13 protein-coding genes are annotated in these 14585 nt (G+C 62.0%); 12 read left to right on the top strand and 1 reads right to left on the bottom strand.

Annotated elements, in window-relative coordinates; genetic code table 11:
* Positions 1–11: 11 nt before the first annotated feature.
* From G489_RS22750 to G489_RS0109410, 9 genes are all read left to right on the top strand, one after another.
* Entirely contained in the window at positions 12–1010 is a 999-nt protein-coding gene (locus G489_RS22750; RefSeq protein ID WP_029041345.1) for an ABC transporter substrate-binding protein, read from the top strand.
* Positions 1007–1771 carry an ABC transporter ATP-binding protein gene (locus tag G489_RS0109450; RefSeq protein WP_029041344.1) on the top strand — a complete coding sequence of 255 codons (765 nt, stop codon included), beginning with the start codon at positions 1007–1009 and terminating at the stop codon, positions 1769–1771. The genes G489_RS22750 and G489_RS0109450 overlap by 4 nt, the downstream gene beginning before the upstream one ends.
* Complete coding sequence (locus tag G489_RS0109445; RefSeq protein WP_029041343.1) at positions 1768–2559, top strand: ABC transporter permease; 792 nt, start codon at positions 1768–1770, stop codon at positions 2557–2559. The genes G489_RS0109450 and G489_RS0109445 overlap by 4 nt, the downstream gene beginning before the upstream one ends.
* Complete coding sequence (locus G489_RS19885; RefSeq protein ID WP_051332489.1) at positions 2559–3914, top strand: cytosine deaminase; 1356 nt, start codon at positions 2559–2561, stop codon at positions 3912–3914. The genes G489_RS0109445 and G489_RS19885 overlap by 1 nt, the downstream gene beginning before the upstream one ends.
* Positions 3915–3927: 13 nt before the next feature.
* The gene (locus tag G489_RS0109435) at positions 3928–4392 is read left to right on the top strand and encodes a MarR family winged helix-turn-helix transcriptional regulator (RefSeq protein WP_029041342.1); all 465 of its coding nucleotides are present in this window, start codon (positions 3928–3930) and stop codon (positions 4390–4392) included.
* 512 nt (positions 4393–4904) lie between these two features.
* Positions 4905–6026, top strand: a complete 1122-nt coding sequence (locus G489_RS0109425) for an FAD-dependent monooxygenase (RefSeq protein WP_029041341.1) — start codon at positions 4905–4907, stop codon at positions 6024–6026.
* Between the two features lie 13 nt (positions 6027–6039).
* Positions 6040–6810 carry an alpha/beta fold hydrolase gene (locus G489_RS19880; RefSeq protein WP_035872203.1) on the top strand — a complete coding sequence of 257 codons (771 nt, stop codon included), beginning with the start codon at positions 6040–6042 and terminating at the stop codon, positions 6808–6810.
* 74 nt (positions 6811–6884) lie between these two features.
* Entirely contained in the window at positions 6885–7877 is a 993-nt protein-coding gene (locus tag G489_RS0109415) for a TRAP transporter substrate-binding protein (protein ID WP_029041340.1), read from the top strand.
* Positions 7874–9799: a TRAP transporter large permease gene (locus tag G489_RS0109410; protein ID WP_081691491.1), complete on the top strand. Its 1926-nt coding sequence runs from the start codon at positions 7874–7876 to the stop codon at positions 9797–9799. Before G489_RS0109415 ends, G489_RS0109410 begins: the two co-directional genes overlap by 4 nt.
* A gap of 12 nt (positions 9800–9811) precedes the next feature.
* On the opposite strand, the gene G489_RS21820 is transcribed toward G489_RS0109410, so the two are convergent.
* Positions 9812–10798, bottom strand: coding sequence for a helix-turn-helix domain-containing protein (locus tag G489_RS21820; RefSeq protein WP_029041338.1), 987 nt, complete (start codon positions 10796–10798; stop codon positions 9812–9814).
* Between the two features lie 470 nt (positions 10799–11268).
* On the opposite strand from G489_RS21820, the gene G489_RS0109400 reads away from it, so the two are divergent.
* From G489_RS0109400 to G489_RS0109390, 3 genes are all read left to right on the top strand, one after another.
* Entirely contained in the window at positions 11269–12528 is a 1260-nt protein-coding gene (locus tag G489_RS0109400) for an ABC transporter substrate-binding protein (protein WP_029041337.1), read from the top strand.
* A 275-nt stretch (positions 12529–12803) separates the two neighbouring features.
* Positions 12804–13730, top strand: a complete 927-nt coding sequence (locus G489_RS0109395; RefSeq protein WP_029041336.1) for a carbohydrate ABC transporter permease — start codon at positions 12804–12806, stop codon at positions 13728–13730.
* Positions 13727–14566 carry a carbohydrate ABC transporter permease gene (locus G489_RS0109390; RefSeq protein WP_035872200.1) on the top strand — a complete coding sequence of 280 codons (840 nt, stop codon included), beginning with the start codon at positions 13727–13729 and terminating at the stop codon, positions 14564–14566. The genes G489_RS0109395 and G489_RS0109390 overlap by 4 nt, the downstream gene beginning before the upstream one ends.
* Positions 14567–14585 lie beyond the last annotated feature (19 nt).

The following is a 14585-nucleotide window of genomic DNA, read 5'->3' as shown; positions in this document are numbered from 1 at the left end:
GGAGGAGCAACATGTTCCACAAGACCATCGCACTGGCAGCCGCTATTGGCGCGGCCTGCCTGCCAACATCCGCCGCAATGGCAGATGACGAACTTCAGGACGCCACGCTCTATATCGGCTGGCGCGCAGAGGCGGAATTCGGCGGCTTTTTTCAGGCCCTTGCGACCGGCCTTTACGAGAAGCACGGCCTCAATGTCGAAATTCAACTGGGTAATCCCCAAAGCAACCCCGCCCAGCAACTGATTGCCGGCAAGGTAGATTTCACCGTCGGCAGCAGCGGAACAGCCCTCAACGCAGCGCGCGAAGGGGCTCCGATCGCCGCGGTTGCGGCAATGTTCCAGAAAGACCCGCGTATCATGGTGGGCCATCCGGGGCAGGGATATGAGAGCCTTGAAGACATGGTCGGCCACACGGCCTATGTCGGGGCGCTGGGCATGGCGACGTTCTGGCCGTTCCTTCGCGAGGAGTTCGGGTTCAGCGATGAGAATGTGAAGCCCTATACCTTCTCGATTGTACCCTTCGTCGCAGACGAAACGGCGATTCAGCAGGGCTATGCAACCAACGAGCCGCACGCCCTGCATATGGCGGGCATCGAGAACCCCGTCGCATTTCTTCTGCACGACTATGGATACCGGCCCTATGCGGTCAATGTCATGGCTCGGCAGGATGATATCGCAAACCGGCCCGACTTCGTTCAAAGTTTCATCGATGCCTCGATAGAAGGATGGCAGGACTATCTGCATGGCGACGCCTCGCCCGGCAATGCGTTGATCAAGGAACGCAACCCGGACATGGAGGACGATGTCCTCGAATTCGCGCTGGAAACCATCCGGCAGGGCGGATTTGTGGATGCCGAAGATGCAGCCGAGCTCGGCATCGGGGCCATGACGGACGAACGCTGGCGCGAGTTCTACGACACCATGGTCTCCGCCGGTGCCTTGCCAGGCGATATCGACATCTCCAAAGCTTACACCCTTCAGTTCGTGAACAACCGGGTAGGGCTTCAGTGAGTGAAACGACCACCGCGGTCGAAGCCACGGTAAGGCTTCGCGGCATTTCCAAAACCTTCAGCAATGGTACCACAGCTGTATCGAAGCTGAATCTCGACCTGGAGCCGGGCAGCTTTGTCAGCCTGCTCGGCCCCTCGGGCTGCGGAAAGAGCACGGTCCTGCGCATGATCGCAGGACTGATCGATCCCAGCGAAGGCGAAGTCACGGGGAGCCGCGAAGCCGGTCGTATCGGCTTTGTATTCCAGGAACCGACCCTGATGCCCTGGGGGTCTGCCCTCGCCAATATCAGGTTGCCCCTCGATCTGGCGGGTGTGAAGCCGGCCGAGGCAAATGCTCGCGCCAGGGACGCTCTTGCCCAGGTGGGCCTCGAAGGGTTCGCCGATGCCTATCCGCGCGAATTGTCGGGCGGAATGAGGATGCGCGTATCGCTTGCGCGGGCGCTGACCACCGAGCCGGATATTCTCCTGCTCGATGAACCCTTCGCCGCGCTCGACGAGATCACGCGCTTCAAGCTCAACAACGACCTGCTGGCGCTCTGGCAGGCCAAGCGGTTCACAGCGGTCTTCGTCACCCATTCCGTGTTCGAGTCTGTCTATCTGTCGCAACGGGTAGTCGTGATGGCAGCCCGTCCGGGACGCGTTTCCGACGATCTTGCGATCGAGACCGATCTGGCACGCGGCGAGGAGTTCAGAACCTCCGCCGACTACGCGCAATTGTGCCGCAGGGCTTCGGAGGCGCTGGAAAGGGCCATGGCATCATGAACAAGACTTCACCCTTGCGGCGCTTTGGCCTGCCAATCGGCCTTGGCATTCTCACCCTGATCGTCTGGGAAGGATGTGTGCAGGCACTCAACGTGTCTCCCTTTCTCCTTCCCGGTCCGGTCGCGATCTATCATGCCCTTGTCGACGATTGGGGGCTGTTGTCGGAAGCCTTGCTGGTCACCTTGCAGATCACCGGCCTGGCTTTCGTCTGCGCCGTCCTCGGCGGGGGTCTGATCGCCGTGCTGTTCAGCCTGTCCCGGTCGGTGGAGACAACCTTGTTTCCCTATGCGGTCATCATGCAGGTGACACCGGTGGTCGCCATTGCACCCTTGCTGATCATCTGGATCGACAATGTGCGACTGGCCCTGCTGGCCTGCGCCTGGCTGGTGGCATTCTTTCCGATCCTCTCGAACACGACAGTCGGCCTCAACAGCTCCGATCACAACCTCAGGGACATGTTCCGGCTTTACGGTGCAACAACGCGCCAGACACTGTTCCGGCTGCGCATGCCCTCAGCAATGCCATACTTCCTCACCGGGGTGCGCATATCGGGTGGCCTGTCGCTGACCGGTGCAGTCGTTGCCGAATTCGTGGCCGGAACCAGCGGGCAGGGTTCGGGTCTCGCCTACCGTATCCTTGAGGCCAGCTATCAATTGCAGACACCGCGCATGTTTGCGGCCCTGCTGCTGATCTCCCTGACCGGCGTGCTCATCTTCCTTGCGACCAGCTTCATATCCCAGCGCATCCTGGGGCGGTGGCACGAAAGCGCCATGGAGCGCGAGAAGTAGTGCCCGGTCTGGTCGAATATATCGAAGCCAACGCGAGCGGGTTCCGGCTATGCCGGGCCCGCATTCCGGCCGATATGCTGTCGGTGCCAGTGGGGACACCTGTCGCGGCGGATGGCATGACGCTGGTCGATCTTTGCGTCGCCGGCGGCAGGATCACCACGGTTGAACCTGCCGGCAGCGGCCCTGAACAAGGCTACGACCTTGCGGGCGGCATGATCCTGCCGGTTTTCGCCGACATGCACACACATCTCGACAAAACCCATATTGCCCGCCGGACTGCCAATCCGGAATGCAGCCTGTTGGGAGCCGTCAAGGCCACTGCTGCGGATCACGGCAACTGGAGCGAAGAGGATCTTTATCACCGCGCCGACTTCGCCCTTCGGTGTGCCCATGCGCATGGGACCGCGTTCATGCGCACCCATCTCGATGTGCTGGGACCACAGGGGCAGGCCGTCTGGCAGGTCATGTCGTCGCTGCGCCAGGAGTGGAAGGGGCGGATTGACCTGCAATTCGTGGCGATGGCGCCGATCGGCTTCTATCTGGAAGAGGGCGCCGAGGCGTTTGTCAAAGAGGCGGCCCGCCACGGCGCATTCCTGGGCGGAGTTACGGTGCTGAGGAACGTGCCGGCAACTGAGAAGGACAAGGCGCTGGCCGAAGCGTTGAACGCCTTGTTCGAGCATGCGCGGGTCCACGATCTCGACATCGACCTGCATGTCGACGAGAGCCTCGATCGGTACGCCAACGCATTGTTTTCTGTGGCGGAAAGCACCCTGCGACACGGATGGCATGGTCGTGTGACCTGTGGACACTGCTGTAGCCTGTCGCAAATGGAAGACGTGCGGCGCGAAGCCATCCTGTCCCGGTGCGCTGACGCTGGCATCAGCATAGTGAGCCTGCCGCTGGTGAATGCCTGGCTCCAGGACCGGCAGGCACATCGAACACCTGCACGGCGCGGCGTGGCACCCCTCGCGGAAGCGAGAGCCCGCGGGATTGCTGTGGGACTGGCTAGCGACAATTGTGGAGATGCCTTTCACCCTTTTGGTGACTACGACCTGTTGGAAGTTCTGCGCGAAGCGACACGGATGGCACATCTGCCCGGCGATACGGGGGAATGGCTGCAAAACGTGACCACGGTCCCGGCTCGCCTGATGGGCGCCGATACCCGCCTGAAAGTCGGTGATGCAGCCGATTTCCTCATGTATTCGGCGCGCGGCATGGAAGAATTGCTGGCAAGACCTCAACATGATCGTGTGGTGATCAGAAACGGGCGTCCACAGGCGCAGCCATTGCCTTCATTTGCCGAACTCGACAGACTGTTTACCTGTCACACTTCAGAACGTCTGGGACTGCAATAGAGTACTGTCCGGTATGAGCGAATCGAGAACTTCCTTTCCTCGTGCGGGCGATCTCGTCGCTCCGCATGTGAATACACTGTCCAAATACCTGACCCGTGCAGCGGTTCAGGATGCGCGCAGTCGGTTCGGGCTCGGTCGGGTCGAATGGCAGATCATCACGCTTCTCGGTGTGTTCCAGCCGATTTCAGTGCGTGAGTTGACGTTTCACGCCCTTCTCGACCCCGCCCAGATCAGTCGGGCGATCCGGGGATTGTCGGAGCGCGACATCGTGGCCAAACGGCAAAGCGACCGGGATCGGCGCGAGGTTGAGGTGACCTTGACCGCAAAGGGTCTGTCCCTGCACGCCGATCTGACCATCGCCGCCATCAATCGCAACAAGGTGCTGACCGAAGGCTTTTCTCTCGAAGAAATCCGAAGTCTCAATTCGACGTTGGACCTGCTTGTGGAGCGCGCGAAAACGCTTGTGGACTCGGACTAAGTCATCTGCCGGCAATCGCTGACTTCCGCCGCCTGAGACCCACCGGCGCAGTGAGACAGAATGCCGAGACCAGTTCGAATTGCACTGACGGCACAGCAACCCACCCTGCACGTTTCCCTGTTCCCATGAGTTTCCCTGAATAGCGCCGCGTTTTCGGTGGCTTGGGATGTGATGCGTGGTTCCGCATGGACCACGGCGCGTAGCGCTCCAGATGATGCAGCGGAAATCACAGGTTGAGCGGAATAGACCGGCACCCTGCTTTCCACTGCAGATTTTCAGTCAAATAACACCTTGCTTGCAGACCAGAACCGTTTGCTCATGTCGCCTAGGCTGTGCGCATGGGAGGACGCGCCTTGGACACAAAGACCAATCTCGCGGATGGCCGCCATGGCTGAGATCACGGGCATGGGCGGGGCGGTTCGCGCCCGGTCCGGGCAAACTTGTTGCCGGATCGTCGGCCAATGGCATCCCGGCATCGGCCGGTTTGTCGTCTGACCCTCGGGGAGCGGACGATGTCGGCGGCAAAACAAGCGCTGGTCATTGGAGGCGGGATCGCGGGCATGTCGGCGGCCATCGTGTTGCGCGAATCCGGCATGAAGGTGCACCTCATCGACAGGGATCCGGAATGGAAGGTCTATGGCGCCGGCATCACCATAACCGGGCCGACACTGAGGGTCATGAAGCGGCTCGGCATTCTCGATCGCGTTCTCGCAGAGGGTTATACATCGGACGGCCTTCTGGTGTGCGACGCACAGGGAAACACTGTCGCCGAGATCGAGACGCGCGGCGAGGCGTTGAACGGCGTTCCTGGCGCCGGAGGAATCATGCGCCCCGTGCTGCACAGCATCCTTTCCGAGCGGCTGCGTTTGCTGGCGCCAAGGGTATCGCTGGGCACCAGCGTGGCATCGCTCATCCCGGGCCACCCGACCCAAGTCACCTTCACCGATGGCAGCACCGGCACATATGATCTGGTCGTCGGAGCAGACGGAATATTTTCCGCAACGCGGGCGATGATGTTCCCGGACACCCCCGAGCCGCACTATGTGGGACAGGTGTGCTGGCGGCTGATGACAAGCCGCCATCCCGCCATCGAGCGGCGCACATATTTTCTCGGCGGGCCGAGCAAGGTGGGCATCAACCCGGTGTCGCCTGACCAGATGTATATGTTCCTGCTCGAGCCGGTGCAGCGGTTCGAGCGCCGCCCCGAAGGTGACCAATACCGCCACCTCGACGCACTGATGGCGCCCTATGGCGGGGTGGTGGCCGATCTGAGGGCCGAGCTGAATGCGGGCTCTCGCATCGTGGCGCGGCCGCTCGAAACGATCTTCCTGCGCGCACCCTGGTATCGGCAGGGCTGCGTGCTGATCGGGGACGCTGCCCACGCAACCACGCCTCAGCTGGCCTCAGGCGCCGGCATGGCGATGGAGGACGGCGTGGTGCTCGGCGAGTGCGTGGCCGGGGAGGATAACATCGAGGCCGCGCTCGCACGGTTCATGCAACGCCGTTACCCGCGCTGCGCCCTGGTTGTGGAGAAATCACTCACTCTGGGGCGGCTGGAAAAAGCAGTGACCTCGCCAATCGAACAGGTGCGAGTCGTCGAACAGGCGCTCGCCCAGCTCAATCAGCCCTATTGAGGAGGCTTAATCAGTGTTCCTGCGTATAAACGAACATCTGGCACATATAGAGGTCGGCGGAGATCGTCAGGCCCAAGCCTTGGTGCTGCTCCATTCCCTGGGTACTTGCGCCCAGGTGTGGGACGCGCAGGCGGCTGCCTTTTCGTCGCGTCGGTTTGTCATTCGTCCCGATTTTCGCGGTCACGGGCTCTCCGAAGAGAGCCGCGAACCTTTGACCATCGAGCGCCTCGCCGCCGACGTCATGGCGATGCTCGATGCGCTCGAGATCAAGGAGTTTGCACTGGCCGGCATCTCGATCGGCGGGCTGGTGGCGCAGGCCACGGCCGCGCGCGCCGGGCAACGCCTCACCGCGTTGGCGCTGTTCGACAGCACCATTGCCACGCCCAATCCGGAAATGTGGACCAACCGTGCCCGGACCGTGCGCGCCAATGGACTGGCCTCGATTGCCGAGGATGTCTATCAACGCTGGCTGCCGCAAGGAGCGCTGGGCGCGGTGGAGTCCGCGGGTCTGTTGCAGATGCTGCGGCGTACCAGCGACGAGGGCTACGCGGCCGGCTGCGATGCACTGGCCGGCGCCGATTGCCGCGCGCTGGCCGGCGCCATCACCGCGACGACGGTGGTTGCCGTGGGCAGCGAGGACCTGGCGACGCCGCCCGCAGCAGCGAGCGCTCTCGCCGGTGCCATCGCAGGTGCGCGGCGCGAAGTGATCGAGGGGGCAGCACACATTCCGCTCTTCAGCCATGCCGATGCGGTCAATCGCATCCTTGAGACCACAATGTTCTGAGTGGGCGCCGGACGGAGAACGGGGGGAAAGCACGTCCGGCACATATGAAATCGTGTCAAACCGGGAGGACCAGAATGCGCATTAATCTCAAAAGTCAAATCGCCTGCTGTGCCGTTGCCTGCATGTTCGCCATGCCCGCAGCAGCGCAAACCGTCAACCTCAAGCTGGCCTCGCCCGCACCCGCGCCGGCCCTGATCAACCAGGTCTTCGCCGGCTGGGCCGAGCGGGTGAACGCCGCAGCCGATGGTGCAATCACGATCGAATTCATCCCCGGCGGGGTGCTCGGCAAGGAAGGCCAGATGCTTGACCGGGTCGCGGCGGGCGTTGTTGACATCGCCTGGGATTTCCAGGGCTATTATCCCGGCAAATATCCGAAGAGCGGTGTGGTCGAGCAGCCTTTCCAGTTCGAGACCGCCGAACAGGGGTCGCGTGCCTTGCAGGAGCTGTTTGAAAACGGCACCATTACCGGCGAGTATCAGGACGTGAAGGTGCTTGGGCTCTTCACCTTCCCCAATGCGTCGGTGATGCTGTCCGAACCGCTCGACGACCTGTCCAATCTGAGTGGACGCAAGATCACCGCGCAAAATCCCACAATGCAGGCCGCCGCCGGCAATTTGGGGGCGACACCGGTCAATATCGGCATTCCCGAATGGTACCAGGCCCTCAGCCGCGGCACCATCGACGGTGCGATCGTGACGTTCACCGCGGTTCCCGCGTTCCGCCTCAATGAGGTGATGCACTTCTATATCGACGTTTCGGTGGGGGGGAACCCCGGCATGTTCATCATGAACCAGGCCAAATTCGACGCCCTTCCCGAGGCAGGCCAACGGGCCATCGCCGCCAATTCGGGTCACAGCTTTGCGGTGGAGATGGGGAGCTTCCTCGACAATTGGAACACCAATGCCAAGGGCATGGCCGCCCAGGGCGACAACCAGCTCGTCGAACTCTCCGAGGCCGAACTGGCGATCTGGCGCGACGCACTGACGCCGCTGGGTGAAGCCTGGGTTGCCAGGACCGAGGACGGCGCGGCCATCGCCGAAGCATTCCAGGCCGAGATCGCGAAATGAGCATGGTCGCAAGCATGCGCATGGGGCAGATCCTGGCGCCGACCGACAGGGCGACCCGCCTGCTTGCGACCGTTGCGGTCCTGACGATCGTCTGCATCGCCTTCGCGACCATCGCGGATGTGGCGATGCGGGCAATTCTCAACACCACGATAACGGGGTTGAGCGAAGTGCTGCTTCTGGTGTTGGCGGTCGCGGTAACCGCCTGCCTGCCATTCGGCTGCGCGCGTGGCGTTCACCTGTCCGTTGATCTCGCAACCAGTCTCATGCCCCCCAGACTGGGGCAGGCCTTGAAGTTTGCCGGCGCCACCGTGCTCCTCATCTTCATCGCGCTGATCGGGATCAAACTGTTCGAGCTGGCGCACACTTTCGGAGCCCGCGGCCAGACCACCATCATTCTGGGCTGGCCGGTGGCGCCTTTTTACTTCGCTATGGCGGGGTTCGTTCTGTTGTGCGTGCCCATTCAGGCTTTGAACGCGATCAATTCTTTTTCGGAAGCCACGACGGACGCCCGTCGCGCCACAAAAGTGGTCATCTTGCTGCTGGCCTTCGCGATGGTGGCGGTCACCGCGGCGCTCTGGTCCGGCGGCATCACAATGCTGCCAGGATACGCCTGGCTCAAGAGTCTCAACCCGGCGGTCATGGCGCTGGTTTTCTTTGGCCTGATGTGGGTCATCATGCTGCTCGGTGTCCCCCTTGCCGCCGCGATGGGCCTGATCGGGTTTTTCGGCATCTCCGTCATGGTGGGCTTCGCGCCGGCCGGCACCGTCATAGGCGGCGAGGTGGGCAAGTTCCTGACCAGCCCCACGCTTTCTGTGCTGCCGCTCTTCCTGCTCATGGGCGCCTTCGCGTCACTGGCCGGGCTATCCGCCGACATTTACCGCTTCGCTCATGAATTGCTGAGGCCGCTGCACGGCAGTCTCGCCCACGCCACCATTGCCGGTTCCGCCGGCTTCGGCGCGCTGACCGGGTCTTCGCTCGCGACCGCCGCCACCTTCGGCAAGGTGGCACTGCCCGAAATGCGGGCCCGCAATTACGACCCCGCCTTGGCCGCGGGGGCCGTGGCTGCCGGCGGCACTCTCGGTAGCTTGGTGCCCCCCTCGACGGCCCTCATCCTGTTCGCGCTTTTGTCGGAACAGTCGATCGGCCGCCTGTTCATGGCAGCCCTGGTGCCTGCCATCCTCGCCATTGCGCTCTATCTGTTGGCCATTTGGGCCTTGCTCAGGTTCAGGCCACAACTGGCACCGGACGGCACGGCCATCGACGGCCCGGCACTGTTCGCGGCCGCCAAAGCCTGCTGGGGCGCGGTGGTGCTGTTCGGACTGGTCATCGGGGGCATCTATACCGGCATCTTCACCGATGCCGAGGCGGCCTCGGTGGGCGCGGGTGGCGCCTTCCTGTTCGCGCTGTTCCGCGGCAAGCTTGGTGGCGGCCGGCTATGGGAGGCCATGGCCGAAAACACGACGACGATCGCGTTGATCTACACCCTGATCTTCGGCGCCGTCACCTTCTCGTTCCTCGTCGCCTTCACCCAGGTGCCCTCAGTTGTCTCGGATTGGATCGTCTCCCTTGGCGTGGCTCCGCTGGGCGTGGTGATCCTGCTCATTATGGTCTATCTCGTGCTCGGCATGGTGATGGATTCCTATGCGATGATGGTGATCACCGTGCCGATCTTCCTGCCCCTCATCGTCCAGAGCGGCTATGACCCGATTTGGTGGGGCGTGCTGACCGTGATCTGCGTGGAGATGGGCATGATCACACCGCCGTTCGGGATGAACATCTTCATGCTCAATTCCATCGCCAAGGACATACGTCTCGGCACCATTTATCGCGGCGTCCTGCCCTTTGTCGGGGTAGACATCATCAAGGTTGCGCTTGTGATCGCCTTGCCGGTGCTGGCCTTGTGGCTGCCTTCGCACATGTGAACCCGGACCGCATCAGTTAAGCGGCAAGGCCAGCATGTGGTCGAGGCTGCACTGCGAGGCGTTGCGGAAACCCGTGGGGCTCATGCCGTATTGCGATTTGAAACTTCGGCTGAAATGGGCGGCGTCGCTGAACCCCCAATCAAAGGCGATTGCCGAAACGGGCTTGTGTTGCAAACCGGGATTGGTGAGGTCGCGCGCGATGAGCCGCAGGCGCTCTGCCCAGACCCAGCGCATCAGTGTCTGCTCGCGCCCGCTGAAAAGCTGGTGAACGTGCCCCACGGACAGGTTCACATGGGCGGCGATGTCTTCACAGCTGAGATCGGGGTTCGCGAGATTGGCGCGCGCGAAGCGCCTGATGCGGTCGATCAGCATGCTACGCGTCGCCGGCTCGGCGGCGCCGGGCGACACCTCGGCGACCATCGTCACCGCAAGGAGGTTGGCGAAACTGCCAGCCATGCGTTTGACCGTTCCCACGGGGTGGCTGTGGCAGGAGACGAAGAGTTGTTCGATCAACTGCGTGCAGATCCTGCCCATGTGGCTGTTGCCGGACATCGCAACGGCTGAATATTGAGCCCGCTCTGGGAACACCTCCTGCCAGAACTGGGAATCCAGGTAGACGGACCGCGTCCAGATGTCGTCCGTCTCGATCTCAAAGGGCTGTGAGGTGTCCACGAAGAAAAGCTCGCCTGAACGCACTTCCGTTTCGCGGCCGAATTGGCGCACCAGGCTGTTGCCCTCAACCTGCCAGGAGACAAGAAAGGAGTTGCTCGAGCGTGGCAGCTTGCCGGGCATGAGGCAGGTGGAATGGGGCGAGAACCGGATGTCGGCGAGCCGCAGCCCGTCCGTGATGTAGCTGCGCAATATCTCTCCCGCATAACTGCGCTTGCCCAGCGGGCTCAGCTGGAACCGGGTGTTCAACAACCCGTTCATCTGGTGCTGGAATTCCTGCCCATGCGCGCGGATAGAGGGCGAACCAAGGCGGATCGTGGATTGAGCCAATGCGTCCTCCCTGAAGCGCAATTCGCCCCGGACGCTAGCAGGCAGGTCCCCGTTGCGTCCAACGATTTGCGACCCCGAACGTGGTCAGATCGAGCCAACAAACGGTTGATCATGTTGGCCCCGGACCGGGCAAGATTGACCAGACGCGACCGTCCGATACTGGCCATCACGGCGCAGGCCCTCGGGACAACATGGCGCGGTTAGTTGCCGCTTGCTGCAACTCCATCATTGAACATGATCTAGCACAATTCAGCCCCCGAAACCTACTCTTTCTGTGGCCGTTTGTGTTCACATCTGCCCGCGACCTTCCAAACGCTCCCAACGCAAAAGTACAGGTAACTGGCGCAAAAATAAGGGTTTTAGCCCTGCGTTCCGGGAGTGTGCCTTGAGGCTCTGGATAAAGAACTTGACAAAACACTCCGTGGAAATCCTACTGAACACGCTTCAAAAAAATGAAGTTGGAGGAGAAAATGCACAACCCAACGAGCTCGAAAAAGAGCGCGGTTGCCCTGCTTGCCGCGACGGCTGGGCTACTGACGGCGACTGCGGCGTTCGGCCAGACGGAAATCGACATCGTCATGCCCGCCAGCGGCAACGGTGCCGCCATGGAAACGATGACGGAGCTCTACGCGAAAGAGCACGACGACGTGGTGTTCAACCTTCGGCGGTTGCCGCCGAGCGCGTCTTACCCCCAGACGCTGATCCCGCTGCTGCAAGGCGGTGCCGACATCGATATCTTCTTTACGACCACCGGCGGAAGCGACCTCACCTCGGTGCACATCATGGGTCCGCAGGGCGTCATCGCGGATCTCTCGGACTATGCGCTGGCCGATGAATACTCGCAGGACAATCCCATTTTCGAAATTCTGTGGGATGACGGCAAGCTGCTGAGCGTTCCAATGCCGATGACGGCTGCTGGACTGGTTTACAACAACAAGCTCATGAACGAGTACGGCCTCGAAGTGCCGACGACTTTCGAGGAGTTGCTCGAGATCTGCGACGTGGCCACGCAGCATGGCAAACACGCCCTGGCGGTGCCGGGTTCGAGCCCGGAATGGATGTACGGCATCGTGGCCGCTGGTCCGCTTCTGCAGGAGTCCCCGAACTGGAACGCCAGACATCAGGCGGGTGAGGTGACTTTCGCCACCTCCGAGGGCTGGCGCAAGGCGCTCGAGCGCGTGGCGACGATGCGTGACCGCGATTGCTTCCCGCTTGGGGTACAGGCCATCAACGTTCCGCAGCTGTTTGCTGAGGTTGCGTCCGAGAATGTCTTCATGGCGATCGGCCCTTCCGTGATGATGGGCGGCGCCAAAACCGTCGATCCTGATCTCGACCTGCGCATGGCGCCGTTCCCCGGCGGCGACACGGAAGCGGAAAATCTTGCCATCGGCCTGATCGAGGACGGCGTCAGCATCGCCGCCGATTCCGCCAACAAGGAAGCGGCTGTGGCCTTCCTTCAGTGGATGATCGAGCCCGCGCAGATGGACGTGTTCCAGCAGCAGAGCGGCGGCATTCCCTTCCACCTCGTTGGAGAGGGACGCCTGCCTGGCGACCTGACCGATCTCGCCGGTGCCTTCGAGGAGGATCGCGTCGGCACCGCCATCTACCACAACTGGCCGAGCGCCCGCGCGCTCGAGGCCCTCATCCAGCTCGGCAGCGGTCTTCTGGGTGGCTCAGTCACCGTCGACGAGATGCTCGCCGAACTCGACAAAGCCTGGGAACAGGGCTGATCGGAGGGCGCACCTCGACACCGGGACGCGGCACCTCGCTTCGCCGCGTCCCGGCGACCTCACCGATCAACGGGGGCGCCTCGGCAACGGACCCGCACTTGCAGGTGCCTTCCGGGGTGCAGCGGCCTCCTTGGCCGATTGACAACACTTGGCGGTTCAATGAAATTGATCGCGCTTCAATTTTTTGACCGGTGTGTGCGATCGGTCCCGGCTGGCCCGCGGGGAAACCCGGCCTGCGGAACAAGGGTTGCACCGGCGGTTTGGGAGGAGACACATTGACGGCCCCTCAGAGGCTGGATGCCGAGAAGCCGGGCGTTGCAGTGCCGGCGAAAACCTTGCGAACACGCGTGCCCCTGTGGTGGGCGATACCCGGCATCACCCTGGCCTTCCTTTATCACTACGTCGCCACCGTCGCGGGCGGTTGGTACGCGTTTACCACTTGGGACGGACTGAGCGATCCGGTCTTCATCGGGCTGGATAACTTCATCGAGATCTTCAGCTCCCCCAAATCCTACGGCGCCCTGATCAACACGGTGGTGCTGGCGTTCGTCTTCGTGGCGGGCGTGAATCTCATCGGGCTGGCGCTGGCCGTCTGGCTCAATGCCAATCTCAAGTTGCGCGGCTTCCTCAGGGCGTTGTTCTTCGCCACGGTGGTGATGAACCCTCTGGCAACCTCGTATATCTGGAGCTACCTGCTCGCGGCGACGGGACCGATCAACATCGTGCTGGGCGCGCTGGGGCTGCACGGCCTTCAGAAGGTGTGGCTTGGCGATCCGTCCGTGGCTCTCATGTCAGTGTGCCTCGTCATGATCTGGCAGTATTCCGGCCTGACCATGGTGCTCTACCTGTCAGGCTTGCAGACCATCCCGGTAGAACTCAACGAGGCGGCAGAAGTCGACGGCGCATCGGCCTGGCGGCGTTTCCGAAAAATCTCCCTGCCGCTGTTGATGCCGGCAGCCACGGTGAGCATCACCTATACCACGATCACCGGATTGCGGGTCTTCGATCAGGTCTATGCCCTGACGCGAGGCGGGCCGAACTATTCCACCGAAACGCTGGCGACCAGCATCTTCAAGGAAACCTTCGTTTATGGGCGCTTCGGATACGGGGCGGCACTGGCAACGGTGCTGACCGCGCTCATTCTGCTGATTTCACTCGTGCAAATCCTGCTTCTACGTCTGAGCGACAGGAGGTTCCAATGAGCGACTCGCGCTACGGCCCCAAAGAGCTGGTCAGGGAAGCCCTGCTTATCTGTGTCGCCATCGTCTGGTGTGCGCCGTTCTATTTCCTGGTCATGGTGTCGGGAAAGTCGGACACCGATGTGTTCCGCGCGCCCCTGGCATGGCCCGAGGAGTTCATGTTCGACAATTTCAGACGCGCCTGGGCCGGCACGAACCGGGTAACCCTGGGTGAAGCGCTGATCAACAGCGCCGTCGTGACTGTCGCCACGGTCGCCATTCTCATCCTCGTCGGATCGATCACCGCCTATGCGGTGACCCGGGCGCGGGCGACATCCCGCGAATGGATCTACATCTTCTTCGTCTTTGCCATCATCACGCCGTGGCAGCTTTCCGTTGTGCCCCTTTACACGAGCTTCAGGCAGATGGGGCTGGTGGGCAATCAGCTGGGGATCATCATCTTGTTCTCGGGTCTGCTCATGCCCCTGGCGGTGTTCCTGTATGTCGGCTTTCTGCGCGCCATGCCCATGGAATACGAGGAGGCCGCCGAGGTCGACGGGGCAGGGCGCTGGCGCATCTTCTTCCGAGTGGTCTTTCCTCTCCTCACGCCCGTTACCGCAACGGTCGCGGTGATGACCGGGCTCATCGTGTGGAATGATTTCTTCATGCAGCTCATCTTCCTGACCGGCAGCGACGTGCAGACGCTACCGATCTCGATATTCGGGTTCGTCGGGGAATATGCCGCCCGGTGGAACCTGGTGTTCGCTGCCGTTTGCGTCGCGCTGGCCCCGATCATCGGCTTCTACGTCTTCGCCCAGAAAGAGCTCATCCGCGGATTTTCCGGCGGGATCAAAAACTAGTCCTCAGGTGATTGAAATC

The organism is Cucumibacter marinus DSM 18995 (assembly GCF_000429865.1).
In the GTDB taxonomy this organism is placed as follows: Bacteria; Pseudomonadota; Alphaproteobacteria; order Rhizobiales; family Devosiaceae; genus Cucumibacter; species Cucumibacter marinus.
Note: the sequence above shows the minus strand (reverse complement) of the source record. Positions and strands in the feature narration are given on the sequence as shown.